Below are 15,473 nucleotides of genomic sequence, written 5' to 3'. Positions count from 1 at the left end.
GCTTCACGGGCACGAGGATCTTCATGGCGTCGGTCCGGGTTTTCTCAATCGGAAATGGTGCATCGGCTCATTCGGCGGCGGTCGCCTTCGACGCGCGGCGGCGGCGGACCGGCTGGTCGGCGGGCGGGTCCGCCTCCAGGCGCCGTTCCAGGATCGCGACCTGCTCTTTGGGCAGGTACTTGCGGCGCAACTCCACCAGGGCCGGACCGAACCGCTTCTGGATGTCGTCGCCCATCTCGGCGAAGATCTCCGCAAAGTAGATCTCGTGCCGGATCAGGGTGTCCGCCATGGTGACGAGCGGACGGCTGCGGGTGTAGGAGCCGTAGGCGCGGTCGCGCGTTTCGGCGAGCAGCGCCTCCTCGAAGTCCCGGGTCATGGTGATGAGGAAAGGCGAGTTGCCGACCGGCACGCCGTTCCCCTCATGCAGCCAGACCTTGGAACGCCCGCCGAAATCGAACCGCGGCGCGTCGGTGCCGAACAGGATGATCAGGATTTCGATGCCGCGACCGGAGGCCTCCGCCAGGAGCGCGCGATAGGGCTCCAGGCTGGCGTCGGAGGCCTTGATCCAGAGGTGGTCCCGCGCACTTCGGATCATGTGAATGATCCGCTCGGTCACCGCGTCGGCGCCGGTGACGGACCAGACATACTCATGGCTCGGCACCTCCGCGATGCGGGCGAGCCCGTCCTTCACCCGGTCGCAGCGGCGCTGGGTGCGTTCGGCGATGGTGCCGAACAAGGTTTCGGGCGCCACGGCCATGTATTTGACCGGCTGTTCGGACACCGGCTGCACGGCTTCCTTGCGGCTGAGGCTTTCCAGGACCGTATAGCTGTTGGCCTTGGGAATATTGGCCTCTTTGCTGACTTCGTAGGCCGTGGCCGGCTGCAGCTTCAAGAGCGCAATGTAGGCCCGCGCCTCGTAATCGTTGAACCCGAGATCCTGGAGGTCACGAACGAGCAGCAGAAGAGCCTGGTCCTGGTCGTCGGCAATCATCGGGGCGCAGTCTCCGCGAAGAGGGAATAGTCGACGGCCCGACCAATACCACGCCGCAGGCCTTCCAGGCGAAGCGCCTGAGCCGCCGCCACGTTGGCCAGATTGACCTCGCGCCCGAAGGTGCGGATCATCTCCACGTGCTGCTTGGGAAAGCGGTAGGGATCGGCCTCAATCAGCACGTCCTGGAAGAACGGCCGTGCGGCGAGATCGGCCAGCCGGTCGGGCGCGGACCCGACCAGCATGTCGATCTCGGACTGCTCCACGATCACGTGGGCGACGCCGCGGGAGAGCAGATCCGACACCAGCGCTTCCAGGGCGTCGATGTCGAACGGGGCCTCCGGATTCTTGCGGCCGAACTCGTAGATCACCTTGAAGCCGGCCCGCTGGAAACGGTCGATGTGCCGGTTTCGCTCGTCGTCCGACAGGGTGATGTAGTTCTCCGAAATCTCCAGCATGCCGATGCCGACCCGTCCCAGATGGTCGGCAAGGCCGTCCATCTCGCCCTGTCGATAGGCATGCTCGAACAGAATGCCGCCGGTGTAGGGAGCAACCCCGGCATCCCGATAGAGGCCGACGATCTCGGTGACGACCGGCATCGGCATCAAGAGGGCGTTGAGCGCGTAGATCTTGGCAAAATCGATGGTATCGGCCGCGCACGCCAGGAGGTCCGCCACTCCGCGCGGTCCGGTCCAGCCGAAGCCGTCGGGGCCGAAATCGATCACGGAGGTGAGCCCGCGCGCGCGGGGCTTGGCGCTGCGGGGCGGGGGAGCCAGAGCTCCTTCGGCAGTCGGATGCATGGCGGTTCCGGGTTGATCGCGAACAGGAGCGTCGCGCGCTGTTAGTGGTTGTATATGCTACTAACAAAAGCTGTTGTCAACGGGTCGCGCGACCCGCGCCGAGGCCGCATCAACTGAACAGCGGCCGCAGTGTGCGAACCGACGGGATGGTCTCCATGGCCATCACGGCGTCGACAAGGTCGCGACTGCGGGCCGCGCCGAGCACGGGCGCGATCAGGTCGTCGGCCTTGGCCTCCACTTCGCTCCGCGACATCGGATTGTCCGGTGTGCCGAGAACCGCGAACGTGCGGTGCCGCACCACGTGGCCGTTGCGGAGGTGGAGGTCCACGATCGCCTGCCGCGCGGGCTTGGCCCTCGTCAGCTCGGAGGAGGGAACCGCCTCGATCCGCGCCCGCATGGCAAGAACGGCCGGGTCGTGCATGCGGTGCTCATTGTGCGACGTTGCGAATGTCAGCGTGCCGTCCACCAGGGTCAGGGCCAGCAGGTGCTGCAGGCAGATGTCCGGGATGTCCCGGTCGCTGACCACGTGAAGGCGGTCGTCCGGCATGTGGACGACGAGCCGTTCCACATCGTCGGCGCCGACCCGGTGTTCGGCCATCAGGAACGTCAGCGAATCGAGGGCGGCCTGGATGGGCGAGCCGACGCACCATTTCTTGATCGAGGCCTGCATGATCTCGGACCGGGTGCCGAGCCCGTCCGTGAGGGCCGCCGGGTCCGGTCGCTCCGCGAACGCGTCGAGGTAGGAATGCGGGCCCGTGAGCGGGTCGCTGACGCCTGTCGCGCCCGCCTCGACGATGAGGGCGGCGAACACGCCGTTGCGGGCGCCCATGCCGCCGAAGTCGAACGCCTTCTCGATATGGTCCGGATCGCGGTTCCAGGACGGAATGCCGGACGCCTGCTGCGCCGCATAGGCGAGCACCGTGACGGCCGCGGCGTCGTCCGGCCGGATCAGCGCGCCGGCGGCGGCGGCTGCGCCGAAGGTGGCGGCGAGACCGTGGGTGCTGTGCTTCTGCGTCTTCGCGGGGCCGTACCCGAGGGCGATCGTGCTGCGCGCGCCCACGTCGTAGCCGAGGGCGACGGCGTTGACGAGCGCGCGCCCGCTGGCGTCGGCGCGCTCCGCCATGGCAAGGGCTGCCGGCACCACGGCGCAGCCGAGATGGGAGCGCGAGGCAAGATGGGAGTCGTCGGTCTCGTCCGCATGGGCCGTCATGCCGTTCGCAAGGGCGGCATTGACGGCAGAGGTGGCGTATCCCGCCCCGAGCACGGTCGCCTCGGGCCGGCCGCCCTGGCTTTCCACGAAGCGCGCGGCAAAGAGGCCCGGTTTCAGCCGGGAGCCCGACAGGATGGCCGCGAGGGTGTCGAGCAGATGAAGCTTGGACTTCAGAAGAACGTCTGGGGGAAGCGTCGCATCGGCGTTCGACGCGATTGCTCTGCCAAGGGCCAGGGAAGCGGTGCAAACCATGGAGCATCAGGTCCGTTGCAGGGGCACGCGCGGGGCGGCTCAACGAAGGAGGAGGACGGAGGCCAGCGAGAAGACGAGGAGAACGAGGGTGGCGGCGACGGCCACGAACACCGGCCGATAGCCGACCTTGGCGATCTCCTTCAGGGAGGTGGAGACGCCGATCGCCGCGACCGCGGCGACGAGGCACCAGCGCGACACGCCGTCAAGCACCGCCTTCACGTCGGCCGGGATCAGCCCCGCCGAGTTGACGAGAACGAGCCCGGCGAAGGCGATCGCGAACAGCGGCACCGGCAGGGACCCGCCGCCCGTGTCGCCGGCACGGGCGGCCCGGAAGATCAGCGACACCACGAACACGGCCGGCAGCAGCATGGCGACACGGAAGAGCTTGACGACGGTGGCGGTGTCGCCCGCGCTCTCGGAGACCGCGTAGCCGGCCCCGACCACCTGGGCGACATCATGGATGGTCGCTCCGATCAGGATGCCGATGGTGGTGTCGTCGAAGCCGGCGGCAAGAAAGAGGGCCGGATAGATCACCATCGCCACGGTGGAGAGGGTTGTGACGCTCACCACGGTGAAGATCGTCTCCCGCTCCGCATCCGGCCGGTTCGGCAGCACAGCGGCGATCGCCAGCGCCGCCGAGGCGCCGCAGATCGCGGTCGCGCCGCCGATCAGCGTGCCGAAGCGGTTGTTGAGGCCGACGAAACGGGCCGCCAGGACGCCGGCCGCCATCGTGATCACCACGCCGGCCACCAGGAGTTCGACCGTGGCGGCGCCCAGCGAAACCACATCGGAAATGGCGATCCTGAGGCCGAGGAGAGCGACACCGACGCGGAGCACGCGCTTGGCGGTGAAGCGGATGCCGGGCACCGCGCGGCCCGCCTCGGACAGGAAGTGCAGCGTCATCCCGAGAAGGAGCGCCAGCAGCATCACGGGGCCGCCGTAGGTGTTCGAGACGAAGAAGGCGGCGGCCGAGATAGTGAGGGCGAGCGCGATCCCCGGCGCCACCGCCGCGGCCTCGTGGCCGAGGCGCGCGAGCCGGCTCGTCGGCCGAGGGTCCGTGTCACCGGCTGTCGGGTCGGCGACGGTCTGCGGGCGGCGGGTGGCGGCGGACATGGGCTTCCCCGTCGGGTCCCCGGCAAAGAGACCCTTCTGGCAGGTGTTCAACAGGACGGTCGTCGCCGGGCCCCGCGCGGCGGGACCCGGTGTGCGATCGGCGAAGCGTCAGGCCGGGTGCGCGCGCTCCAGGCTCATGGACCGGTCGACCTCGGCCGACAGCACCGCCGTGACCTCGGCCTGGTACTCCCGGAGGCGGCGATCGTCCACGGTGCGCGGGTGCGGCAGGTCGATCCGCACGTCCGCCACGATGGAGGAGGGGCGGGCGCCGAACACCAGCACCCGATCCGCCATCAGGACCGCCTCCTCCACGCTGTGGGTGACCATCACGATGGTCTTGTTGGCCTCGATCCAGAGGTTCTGGAGGTCGCGGATCATGTAGTTCTTGGTCTGCACGTCGAGCGCCCCGAACGGCTCGTCGAGGAGAAGCACCTCGGGCTCGTAGGTCAGGGCCCGTGCGATCGCGACGCGCTGCTTCATGCCGCCGGACAGGGTCGCCGGATAGGCATCCTCGAAGCCGCTGAGGCCGGTGAGGCGGATCCACTTGCGGGCCCGTTCCTCCGCCTCGCGCCGGGGCACCTTCTGGATCTCCAGGCCGAGGGTGATGTTGCGCAGCACGGTCCGCCAGGGGAACAGCACGAACTCCTGGAACACCACGCCGCGGTCGGGTCCGGGTCGGGTGACGGTGGTGCCGTTGACCGAGATGGTCCCCCCGGAGCTCTTCTCGAAGCCGGCGATCAGGTAGAGGAAGGTGGACTTCCCGCACCCGCTCGGACCGATGATGGAGACGAATTCCTGCTCTCCGATGGTGCAGGTCACGTCCTCGATGGCATTCACCCGGCCGAACGACATCCGGACCTTGTCGGCGACGATCTTCGGCTTGGCGTTGGCCATGCGGGGGAAGGGGGTGGTGGCGAGATTAGCGAGCAACTTGAACTCCCCATTTTTCCACTGTCGCCGCCTCGAGACGACCGACGATGACGTTTTCGATCACGTAGCCGAAGATCGCGATCAGCAGGATTCCCCCGTAGATGACCTCCATGGTCATGTACTCCGACGCGTCGAAGATCATGAACCCGAGGCCGTAGGAACTCGCCGCCAGCATTTCGGCGGCGATTAGGGCGCGCCAGGCATAGCCGCTGCCGAGGCGGATGCCGGTGATGAGGTAGGGCATGATTCCCGGCAGGATGATCTTCCAGAAGATCTGCTGCCGGCTCGCCCCCATGGAACGCGCCACCCAGAAGAGCCGCACGCTCATGCCCTCGATGCCGGAGACGACGGTGTAGATCACCTCGAACGCGGCGGCGATGAACACCACGATGATCGTGGTCCTGTCGTTGATGCCGACGAGGAGCAGGAGCACCGGCGTCCACGCGAGGGTCGGAACCGGCATGAAGGCGCTGATCAGGGGCTTGAAGATCGCGCGCCCCCACGCCGTCATGCCGATCGCGATCCCGATCAGGGTGCCGAACACGACCGCGAGCGCCATGCCGGTCAGAAGGCGGTAGAGGCTCCGGCCGATGTGCTGGAGGAGTTCGCCCGACAGGAGTTCCTGCCACAAGGTCGCCGCGATGGCGGACGGGGGCGGGAACAGGAAGGCGTTGATCCAGCCGGCGCGCGCGGCGACCTCCCAGACGAGGAAGACGGTGCCGATCGAGATCAGCGGCCGGGCGATGGAGAGCGAGAGCCGGCGGATGTCCGGACGCGACCGGACGGGTGCGAGGATGGTGGCGTCGGCGCTCATCGGCGACCTCCCACGTGGATGGCGCCTTCCCACTTGCGCGTGGTGGCGTTCTCGAGCGGTACGAACAGGAAGTGCTCGATCAGCATCCCGATCACCGCCAGGCAGACGATGCCGACGAACATGGTGGGCACGTCCATGTAGGAGCGCGCCGCGAAGATCATGTAGCCGAGCCCGCTGCTCAGCGCCGCCAGCATCTCCGCCGCCACCAGGGTACGCCACGCGTGGGCCATTCCGAGCTTCAGGCCGGACATCAGCGCCGGCAAGGTGGCCGGGAGCATGACCCGGACGAAGATGTCGCCGAAGTTCGCCCCCATGCTGCGCACGACCCAGACCGACTGGCGGCTGACGCTGCGCACGCCCTGGATGGTGCTGTAGAGCACCGGAAACACCGCGCCGAGGAAGCAGACGGTGATGATGGTGACGTCGCCCTGCCCGAAGGCGACGAGCAGGATGGGCGTCCAGGCGACCGCCGGCAGCGGCAGGAGCAGGCTGATCACCGGACTGACCCAGCGGTACACCGTTCCGGACAGGCCGAGCAGGAACCCGAGCGGAATCGCCACCAGAACCGCGAACGCGAAGGCCGACAGCGCCCGGTAGAGACTGGTGGCGATGTGCGTCAGCAGCATGCCGCCCGCCGGGTTGGTGACGTCCAGGAGTTCGATGGCCCGCGCGATCACCATCGAGGGTGCGGGCAGGATGTTGGATTCCGCCAGTCCGGCACGGACGGCGCCTTCCCAGACGAGAAGGAGGGCCGCGATGGGCAGGAGGAACTTGACGGTCCGTGCGGCCCTGTCGAAGAGGGCGAAGGTCACCCTCTCCTTCAGGAGCGCGGACCCCTCGGCGACATCCGGGGTCATGAGGAATATCCTTGCCAGTCGACGATCACTGCGTGGCGGTCAGTTCGCGCGCCTTCTCGTAGTACTCGTCGCGAACAAGCCCCTTGAAGTCCGGCACGGCGTCGATCTTGCCCGCCGCGGCCATGGACTCGGCGACCGGGAGCAATTCGGCGAGCAGTGCGTCCGTGACCTGCGGGTCCATCTTGATGCGCGTCAGGGCAAGTTCCAGGGCCGCCGGTTCCACGTTCACGCCGGACTGGCTGATCTGTTCGGCGGCAATCTGGCCGGCCTCTTCCGGCTTCGTCTTGATGAGGTTGGCAAGATCGATCAGCGTGGCCACGTACTTGGCGACGGCGTCCGGGTTCTCGTCGGCGAAGCTGCGCCGGACGAGCACGAAGTTGGGGCTCTCGTTGACCCCCTCCATGGAAATGATGCGCTTGACCGCGCCGAGGTTTTCGGCGATCGCCACGTGCGGCTCCCAGGCGACGCCGGCGTCGACGATGCCCCGCTGCACGGCGGCCCGGATGTCCTCCACCTTCATGTTGACGATCTCGAAGTCCGATTCCGAGAGGCCGTTCTGCTCCAGGAAGACCCGGAAGGTGTTGAATGTGCCGGACCCGGTGACGGCGCCGATCTTCTTGCCCTTGAGGTCCGCGATCGACGTGGCGGTGGACTCGTTGGCGACGATCACGCCGTAGCGGTCGCCGCCGTACTGGTTTGCGGCGACGATGTAGAAGGTGTCGGGCTGCTGCGCCGCCATGGTGACGAGACGAGCGGAGCCGCCGTTGGCGACGTCGACCCGTCCGGCCAGGAAGGCCTTCAGGCTGTCCGATCCGGAGCTGAACGAGCTGAGCTCCAGGTCCAGGCCGTAGGGAGCACCGAAGTCGCGGGCCTTGTAGACCTCGTCGGGCGGCACCGCCTGCAGGCCGACACGGATGCTGTCGGCCGCTGCCGCGGATCCGATGCCGGCGGCCACGAGGGTGGCGAGACCGGCCGCCGTGGCGAGTGATTTCACGAAGGACAGAGCTTTGAACATGTATGTTTCCTCCACAATTGGAAGCTTGTTCTTGTCCTGCCGGATGGTCAGGCCTGCTTCCTGATGGGCTGGTCCGCCGCCGCGTCGGCAAGGCGCCGCGCGAAGGCCGCCGCGGTTTCACCCGCGATCTTCCCGAACACGGCGCCGGCCGTCAGGCCCGTGCCACCGGGATAGTTGTGATAGAAGAGCCCGCCGACGATCTCTCCGGCGGCGAAGAGGCCGGGGATGGGAGCCCCTTGCGTGTCCTCCACAGCGGCGTCGCCGGTGATCTTCACCCCCCCGAATGTGAATGTCACGCCGCACGTGACCGCGTAGGCCTCGAACGGGCCGGTGTCGATCGTGTTGGCCCAGTTCGACTTCGGCACCGGCAGGCCGACCGCGGCGCGGCCGTCCTTGATGTTCGGATCGAAGGGAATGTCGGTGCGGATGGCCCCGTTGTAGGCCTCAACGGTTCTCAGGAACCCGACCGGATCGACGCCCTCCAGTTTCTCCGCCAGGTCCTGCAGCGTGTCCGCCTTGACCTTGGTGATCTGGCGAATGCGGTACTCGTCCCTGAGGAGGTGCGTCACCTTCGCGTCGAACACCTGCCAGGCGAACAGCCCGGGCTGGGCAAGGATCTCCCGGCCGTACTTGGCATAGGTGTAGTTGCGGAAGTCCGCCCCTTCGTCGACGAAGCGCTCGCCACGCGCGTTGACCATGATGCCGAACGGATAGCTGTGCTTCTGGAAGGCGTCGCCGACGGCGAGGTCTCCGTAGGCAGGCGCGTTCTGGTCCCACCCGACGGCGTGGGCGCCGGACCAGTGGCCGTGCGGCATGGCGCCGGCGTCCAGTGCCATCCGGTGACCGAAGCCCATGTTGAAGCGCGTGCCCCGCACCTTGGCGAGGTCCCAGTTCGGTCCGAGATAGCGCGCCCGCATCTCCGCGTTGCTCTCGAACCCGCCGCAGGCAAGCACGACGGCGCGGGCGTGGAGGTCCTGGTGGGCGCCGCCGCTGAGGACGCGCACACCATGAACGCCCGCATCGTCCTTCAGGAGCCCGACCGCCGTGGTCTCGTAGCGGATCTCGACGCCCTTGCGCGCCGCCGCGGCGAGTTCCATGTCGACGAGGCCCGGACCGCCGCCCCAGACTTCGCACGCGAGACCGCCCCAGAACTTGAACCGGCCGTCGACCTTGTAGGCCTGGCGGCCGTGGCTTGTCTGGAAGCGGATGCCCTGGCTGCGCATCCACTGCACCGTGGAAAGGCTCTGCCGCACCAGGATGTCGACCAGGTCGGGATCCGTGCGGAACTGGGTCACCCGGAACATGTCGTCGAAGAACTGATCCTCGCCATAGCTGCCGAAATCGCTCTGTTCGATCTCCTGTTCGGTGAGGTCGGGAACGACGGAGAGGATGTCGTCCACGCCGCTGAAGCAGAAGCGCATGGCGCCTGCCGTGTAGGTGGAGTTGCCGCCGGCTTCGTCTCTCGGAGCCGCTTCCAGCATGATGACGCTCGCGCCCTGATCACGCGCCGCCAGCGCCGCGCACGCGGCTGCGTTGCCCGCGCCGACCACGATGACGTCTGCGTCTGTCGCCCTGTCCGATTTCATCGTAGACCCGTCCATCCGGTTGGGGATCGCGCCCAGGGCGCCGATCAATAGTAGTATTGAAAGCTACTAACTAAAGTGAGGCCTGTCAACGCCGTGGCCGGCGGATCCAGCCGGGCCGCGCCGCATCGGGCGCGGCCCGGTCCACGTGTCAGCGGATGATCTCGACGCCGGCCGCCGTGAGCACGACCCGCATGTCCGCGACGAAGCTGTCGAAGAAAGCCTTGGTGTCCTCAGGACCCGCGAAGGCCTGGTCCATCTGGTTGCGGTCCAGGAAGGCCTTCCAGGTCGGCGTCTCCGACATCCGGCGGAGGACGTCCACATAATAGGCCACCGCGTCCTCGGACATGGTCGGCGGCGCCACGAGGCCGCGGCCCTGCGGCACGTTCGGCACATCGAAGCCGGCTTCCTTGAGCGTCGGCACGTCGGCGTATTCGGGGAGGCGCTTGTCGTTGACCTGCGCGAGCACGCGCACGGAGCCGGCGCGCACCTGCTCGCCCACCTCCTGAGGCTCCATCATCAGGAGGTCCACGTGACCGCCGAGCAGGGCGGCCAGCCGTTCGCCGCCGCCTGGGAAGGAGATGAACACCCAGTCGGTGTCGGTCTCGGCCATCAGGATCTGGCGCATGATGTTGTCGCGGGCGGTGATCGAGCCGCCGGACTGCTTCAACTGTCCCGGTTTTTCCTTGGCGGCGTCGATGAAGTCCTGAAGCGTTTCGTAAGGGGAGTCCGCCTTGGTGACGATCAGGGCGGGTTCCAGCACCAGGCGGGCGACCGGCGTCATCTCGTGGATGGTCGCGTTCGCCTCCTTCACGGTCAGCGGGTTGCTGAGCCACAGCATGGTGAAGACGGCCAGCATGTGGTCGTCCCCGGCGTTCTCCACCACGTAGGACATGGCCGTCTGGCCGCTGCCGCCGGTCTTGTTGTTGATCTGCACGCGGACGGGAAGCAGGTTCTCCTTGTCGAGAGCGTCCACGATGGCGCGGCCGAACGTGTCCGGGCCGGAACCGGGAGCGCCGTGCACCACCAGTTCGATGGGCTTCGTCGGTTTGAACTCGGCGAGGGCGGGCGTCGCCAGCGCAACGAGCGAGACCGACAAGAGGCCGATCAGAGGCATTCTTCTCATGGGGGTTCCTCCAAGACGTCTTTGTTGTTTTTTCGGGGGCTGTGTGGAGGCTCCGGGGAGCCTCATTCGCCGAGCGCGGTCGCCTGCCGCGTTCGGCGCCACCGCAGCAGCGGTAGGGCGAGGATCAGGAGGGAGAGGCCGAGCATCGTCGCGGAGATCGGGCGCGACACCAGGATCGACAGATCGCCTTGCGACATCATCAGGGACTGGCGGATCGCCCGCTCCATGCCGTCGCCGAGAACGAAACCGAGGATCAAAGGCGCGGCGGGGAAGCCGAGCCGGTTCATCAGGTAGCCGAGGAGGCCGAAGCCGGCGAGCAGCCACACGTCGAGAAGCGAACCCGAGACCGCGTAGGCGCCGACCAGGGAAATCCCGAGCACGATCGGCAACAAGAGCCAGACCGGAACCCGCAGCAGCTGCGCGAACAGGGGCACCAGCGGCAGGTTCAGGATCAGGAGGATCACGTTGCCGATGTACATGCTGGCGACGAGGCCCCAGAACACGTCCGGGCTCTCGGTGATCATCAGCGGACCCGGCCGGATGCCCCAGACGATGAGGGCGGAGAGCAGGATGGCGGTTGTGCCGCCGCCCGGGATGCCAAGGGTGAGGAGCGGCACCAGTGCTCCGCCGGAATCCGCGTTGTTCGCCCCTTCCGGCGCGGCCACGCCCTCCGGGGCGCCGTTGCCGAACCGTTCCGGATGACGCGAAACCGCCTTCTCGATCCCGTAGGCGATGAAGGACGCGATCGAGGATCCGGCGCCGGGCAAGACGCCAACGATGAAGCCGACGACGGAGCCGTTGAGGAAGGCGAACCGGCAGGCCTTCAACTCGGCGAGGCTGGGAAGAAGGTTGCGGATCCCGCGCGGCACCGGGATCGCGCGGGCCTGGCCGCGTTCCTCGGCGGTGGCCAGCACCTCGCTGATCGCGAACACCCCGATGGCGATCACCATGAAGTCGAGCCCGTCGAGGAGCGCGGGCGTGCCGAAGGTGAAGCGCGACTGGGCGGTGAAGATGTCCGTGCCGATGCCGGCCAGCCACAGGCCGACGAACAGCGACAGGAGCCCCTTGACCATGCTGTCGCCGCCGAGCAGCACGACGAGCGACAGTCCCAGGCACATCAGGGCGAAGTATTCCGGCGACGAGAAGGAGAGCGCGAACGCGGCGATCGGCGGGGCGATCAAGGTGAGCGCCAGGACGCCGATCGTGCCGGCGATGAAGGAGGCGATGGCCGCGATCCCGAGCGCCGGTCCGGCCCGTCCGGCCTTCGCCATCTGGTAGCCGTCGATGCAGGTCGCGACCGACGAGGCCTCGCCCGGCATGTTGAGCAGGATGGACGTGGTCGAGCCGCCGTACTTGGCGCCGTAGTAGATGCCCGCCAGCATGATGATGCCGCCGGTCGGCTCCATGTCGTAGGTCAGCGGCAGCAGGAGGGCGATGGTCGCCGCGGGGCCGAGGCCCGGCAGGATGCCGATGATGGTGCCGAGGAAGACGCCGACGAAGCACCAGGCGACGTTGTGAACCGTCAGAGCGACGGCGAATCCTTGCAGCAGGCCGTCGAGGATCGACATGTCAGAACCCCAGCCATCCGGTCGGAAGGTCGACGCCGAGCGCCAGGGAAAAGATGACGACGAAGCCCGCCGGGACGAGCACCGCCGCGAGCGCGACCGCGCCGAAGGGCCTTCGGTAGACGCCGAAGCCCACCCCGAGCGTCAGGAGGCCGAGGACGACGGGAAATCCGAGCACCGGCAGCAGCAGGATTCCGCCGACCAGAATGGACCAGACAGCCAGGGCCCGCCGTGCCTCCGGCGCGACCGGAGCGTCGCCGCCTTCCGACGGACCGGCAAACCGTTGGAGGACGAGACCCAGCGACAGCACGGTCATGGCGATACCGTAGAAGAGGGGGAAGAACCCCGGACCTGGTCCCGCGTCCGTCATCAGGTCCCATTCGAGGGCGGTGGCGGTGATGAAGGCGCCGAGTCCGGCCAGCAGGAGACCGGCGATCCGGTCGGCGTCCGTGCGCGTCACCGTCATGGTCACCCTCCCGTCCCGGCGGCTTGCTGCAGGAGGCCGCGAACGTCCTCCATCCGGTCGAGCCCCCAGACCGCATCGGCGAGCCGGTCGGCGCCATCGCCGACGACGGGCCTGGCGTTTGCCAGGAACTTCTCCTCGAGGGCGCCGTCCGACATGGGATTGTCGACGGTCCCGGTGGCGTGTGTGACCGCCTGCTCCAGGACGTCGCCGCCGGCAAGGGTCACCCGCGCGAACGCCTGGTCCTTGCCGAGGCTGTCGTCCGTCTCGACGCTCACACGCTCGCGAAGGGCGATGACGTCCGGTGCCGCCGCCCGGGCGTCGCCGTACTGTTCGATCCCCGCGGCCCCGTCGAGACAGGCGACAGCGGCCGAATGGGTCAGGCTGAACTTGGACTTGAGGCCGGTCTTCGGGTCCGCCACACCGGTGATCGAGACGGCGTGCGGATGGACCCGGAGGGCGATCTCCCGCACGGACGCCTTGTCCGGGATGCGTCGGCCGATCGCCACCATGGCGTCGATGGTCGGGTGGAGGACGATGCCGCAGGCATAGGGCTTGAAGCCGTTCCTCTCGATTTCGAACCGGCTGCCGAGCCCGTCCAACAGGGTCTCCGGCGCCGCCGTGTCCGAAAAGATGCGGCAGAAGCCTTTCCTGCCCTCCAGGATCTCCAGCGAGCTGTCGAAGCCGCCTTCGGCCAACAGGCCGGCCAGCGCGCCGTTGGCGGCGGCCTTGCCGGCGTGGAACGACTTGCACATGGTGCCGCGGTTCTGCTGCATGCCGGCCGCCTGGGTGGTGGCGATGCCGACGGCGTAGGCGGTCTGCCGCGCGTCCAGCCCGAGCAGACGGGCAACCGCCGCGCCGGCTCCGATGGTGCCGAGCGTGCCGGTCAGATGCCAGCCGCCGCGATGGTGGCCCGGCGCGCCCTGACCCGCCCGCACCGCCACGTCGAACCCCGCCACATAGGCCGCGAGCAGCGTCCGGCCGTCCACCGGTCGTGCCTCGGCGACCGCCAGAAGGGCCGCGAGAAGCGGCGAACTGGCATGCAGCACGACGCCGCCCATGTGGGTGTCGTCGAAGTCGAGCACGTGCCCCATCTGTCCGTTCGCCATGGCCGACTCCAACAGACCGAGCCGCGTGGGCCGGCCGACAACCGGAAAGCGGGCGTCGCCGGACAGCATGGCCAGCACCGGCAGCAAGCGGTCGAGAGTCGCGTGGCGGCTTCCGGCAAGGGCGCATCCGAGCCAGTCCATGACGCCGCGCTTCGCCGCGTGGACCGTTCCGGCGGACAGGTCGTTGAAGTCGAGATCCGCGACGAAGCGCGAGAGCGCCATCGTGAGGCCAAGGTCCAACTCGGCCGCGCCATAGCTTACGGCTTGTGTTTTGTCCTCTTTCAACGTCGTTCCTCCCGGAACCGACCGCTCGCCGTCTTTCGCGACGATGGAGTCGACATTTCCTGCAGATCTTCGTCCGCCTGACGTTCGGATAGACTGGGGATCGCGTGCGAAGACGACGATCCGACGGGATGCTGCTCGGCCTGTTGCTGGCGGCACTGGAATTCCCGATGACAAGACGGTAACACTTGATTATTGGTAGCGCAAGCTACTATTAACGGAGTCGCCGGGATCGGCGGCATCCGCAGCGATCGAGGGCGGCCAGTCTTCATGACATCGCAATTCGTCTCGTCCGGCCTGGCGCTCCTGATCGGGGCCGCAGGCGGGTTCGCCTTTCATCTCATCGGCGCGCCATTGCCCTGGACGTTGGGTGCCCTCGCGTTCTCCGGCGTCGCGGCGGTCTGGGGCAATCGGTGGCCGATGCCTTCGGGGCTGCGGTCCTTCGCACGGCCGGTGGTGGGCGTTCTCGCCGGGTCCGCCTTCACGCCGGGTGTGGTGTCGTCCATGGCGGATTGGTGGCCCGCGCTGATCGTGATCGCCCTCTACTCCGTCGCGATCAGTGCGCTCGGCTATTTCGTCTTCACCCGCTGGGTCCGCCTCGATCCGGTCACCGCCTATTTCGCCTGCACGCCGGGCGGTCTCGGCGAGTTGTCGCTGCTGGGCGGATCCCTTGGCGGGAACGCACGCACGCTCGTGCTGCTGCACGCCGTCCGGGTGGTCGGCGTGGTGGTGACCGTTCCGCTTCTGATGCGCTTCTTCTTCGACAGCGGCACCGGGACGCCGCCGGACGCCCATTCCCTGGCGCCGACGCCTTTCGACTGGGTGGTTCTCATCGGGGCCGGCCTTGCCGGCGCCTCGATCGGGCGCGTCTTTCGGGTTCCGGGCGGGGCGCTGGTCTGTCCGATGATCGTCAGCGCCTTGGTCCACGGCACCGGACTGACGACCGCCGCGCCGCCCGGATGGCTCGTCGGCTTCGTCCAGGTGCTGATCGGCAGCATCGCCGGGGCGCGCTTTGCAGGCGTGAGCCTCGCGGAGGTTCGGCGCACGCTTGGCGTCGCCCTCGTCTGGACCGCCGTCATGATCGGATCCGCCGCAGCGGTGGCCGTCGTCGGCGCCTATGCGCTGGCTATCCCGCTGCCGACCTTCCTGCTCGCCATCGCACCCGGCGGAGCCGCGGAAATGCTGGTGATCACCTACGCCCTCGGCGCCGATGTCGCCTTCGTGGCGCTCTGCCAGGTGTCGCGCGTTTTCCTGGTGATCGGCCTCGCGCCGCTGATCTTCCGCTTCCTCCCCGGCCAGCGAACTCCCGCCGCCGGGAAGGCCGGTCCAGCGGACGACTTGACACCGCGATCCAGTTAGTAGTAGC

At 67.9% G+C, this 15,473-nt stretch carries 14 protein-coding genes; 1 reads left to right on the top strand and 13 read right to left on the bottom strand.

Annotated features, from left to right (window positions below):
* Positions 1-67: 67 nt before the first annotated feature.
* The 13 genes from BUQ68_RS21305 to BUQ68_RS21245 form a co-directional block, all read right to left on the bottom strand.
* Entirely contained in the window at positions 68-991 is a 924-nt protein-coding gene (locus tag BUQ68_RS21305; protein ID WP_075218046.1) for a TrmB family transcriptional regulator, read from the bottom strand.
* Positions 988-1,788 carry a phosphosulfolactate synthase gene (locus tag BUQ68_RS21300; RefSeq protein WP_075218045.1) on the bottom strand — a complete coding sequence of 267 codons (801 nt, stop codon included), beginning with the start codon at positions 1,786-1,788 and terminating at the stop codon, positions 988-990. Before BUQ68_RS21300 ends, BUQ68_RS21305 begins: the two co-directional genes overlap by 4 nt.
* 109 nt (positions 1,789-1,897) lie before the next feature.
* The gene (locus tag BUQ68_RS21295; protein ID WP_075218044.1) at positions 1,898-3,250 is read right to left on the bottom strand and encodes an MmgE/PrpD family protein; all 1,353 of its coding nucleotides are present in this window, start codon (positions 3,248-3,250) and stop codon (positions 1,898-1,900) included.
* 39 nt (positions 3,251-3,289) lie between these two features.
* Positions 3,290-4,363 carry a YeiH family protein gene (locus tag BUQ68_RS21290; protein WP_083656789.1) on the bottom strand — a complete coding sequence of 358 codons (1,074 nt, stop codon included), beginning with the start codon at positions 4,361-4,363 and terminating at the stop codon, positions 3,290-3,292.
* A gap of 108 nt (positions 4,364-4,471) precedes the next feature.
* On the bottom strand, positions 4,472-5,293 hold the full coding sequence (locus tag BUQ68_RS21285) for an ABC transporter ATP-binding protein (RefSeq protein WP_210215671.1): 822 nt from the start codon (positions 5,291-5,293) through the stop codon (positions 4,472-4,474).
* Entirely contained in the window at positions 5,283-6,107 is an 825-nt protein-coding gene (locus tag BUQ68_RS21280) for an ABC transporter permease (protein ID WP_075218043.1), read from the bottom strand. The genes BUQ68_RS21285 and BUQ68_RS21280 overlap by 11 nt, the downstream gene beginning before the upstream one ends.
* The gene (locus tag BUQ68_RS21275; protein ID WP_075218042.1) at positions 6,104-6,964 is read right to left on the bottom strand and encodes an ABC transporter permease; all 861 of its coding nucleotides are present in this window, start codon (positions 6,962-6,964) and stop codon (positions 6,104-6,106) included. The genes BUQ68_RS21280 and BUQ68_RS21275 overlap by 4 nt, the downstream gene beginning before the upstream one ends.
* A 25-nt stretch (positions 6,965-6,989) precedes the next feature.
* Positions 6,990-7,979: an ABC transporter substrate-binding protein gene (locus tag BUQ68_RS21270; RefSeq protein ID WP_075218041.1), complete on the bottom strand. Its 990-nt coding sequence runs from the start codon at positions 7,977-7,979 to the stop codon at positions 6,990-6,992.
* A 47-nt stretch (positions 7,980-8,026) separates the two neighbouring features.
* Positions 8,027-9,565 carry an FAD-dependent tricarballylate dehydrogenase TcuA gene (gene tcuA, locus BUQ68_RS21265; protein ID WP_075218040.1) on the bottom strand — a complete coding sequence of 513 codons (1,539 nt, stop codon included), beginning with the start codon at positions 9,563-9,565 and terminating at the stop codon, positions 8,027-8,029.
* 148 nt (positions 9,566-9,713) lie between these two features.
* Complete coding sequence (locus BUQ68_RS21260; RefSeq protein WP_175577880.1) at positions 9,714-10,688, bottom strand: Bug family tripartite tricarboxylate transporter substrate binding protein; 975 nt, start codon at positions 10,686-10,688, stop codon at positions 9,714-9,716.
* A 62-nt stretch (positions 10,689-10,750) separates the two neighbouring features.
* Complete coding sequence (locus tag BUQ68_RS21255; protein WP_075218038.1) at positions 10,751-12,256, bottom strand: tripartite tricarboxylate transporter permease; 1,506 nt, start codon at positions 12,254-12,256, stop codon at positions 10,751-10,753.
* Position 12,257: 1 nt separating this feature from the next.
* The gene (locus tag BUQ68_RS21250; RefSeq protein WP_075218037.1) at positions 12,258-12,719 is read right to left on the bottom strand and encodes a tripartite tricarboxylate transporter TctB family protein; all 462 of its coding nucleotides are present in this window, start codon (positions 12,717-12,719) and stop codon (positions 12,258-12,260) included.
* Between the two features lie 2 nt (positions 12,720-12,721).
* Complete coding sequence (locus BUQ68_RS21245) at positions 12,722-14,110, bottom strand: MmgE/PrpD family protein (protein ID WP_139315294.1); 1,389 nt, start codon at positions 14,108-14,110, stop codon at positions 12,722-12,724.
* A 267-nt stretch (positions 14,111-14,377) separates the two neighbouring features.
* Between BUQ68_RS21245 and BUQ68_RS21240 the strand changes: the two genes are divergently transcribed.
* Positions 14,378-15,466, top strand: a complete 1,089-nt coding sequence (locus tag BUQ68_RS21240; RefSeq protein ID WP_075218035.1) for an AbrB family transcriptional regulator — start codon at positions 14,378-14,380, stop codon at positions 15,464-15,466.
* Positions 15,467-15,473: the final 7 nt, after the last annotated feature.

The organism is Mongoliimonas terrestris, assembly GCF_001927285.1.
GTDB classification, from domain to species: Bacteria; Pseudomonadota; Alphaproteobacteria; order Rhizobiales; family Pleomorphomonadaceae; genus Chthonobacter; species Chthonobacter terrestris.
Note: the sequence above shows the minus strand (reverse complement) of the source record. Positions and strands in the feature narration are given on the sequence as shown.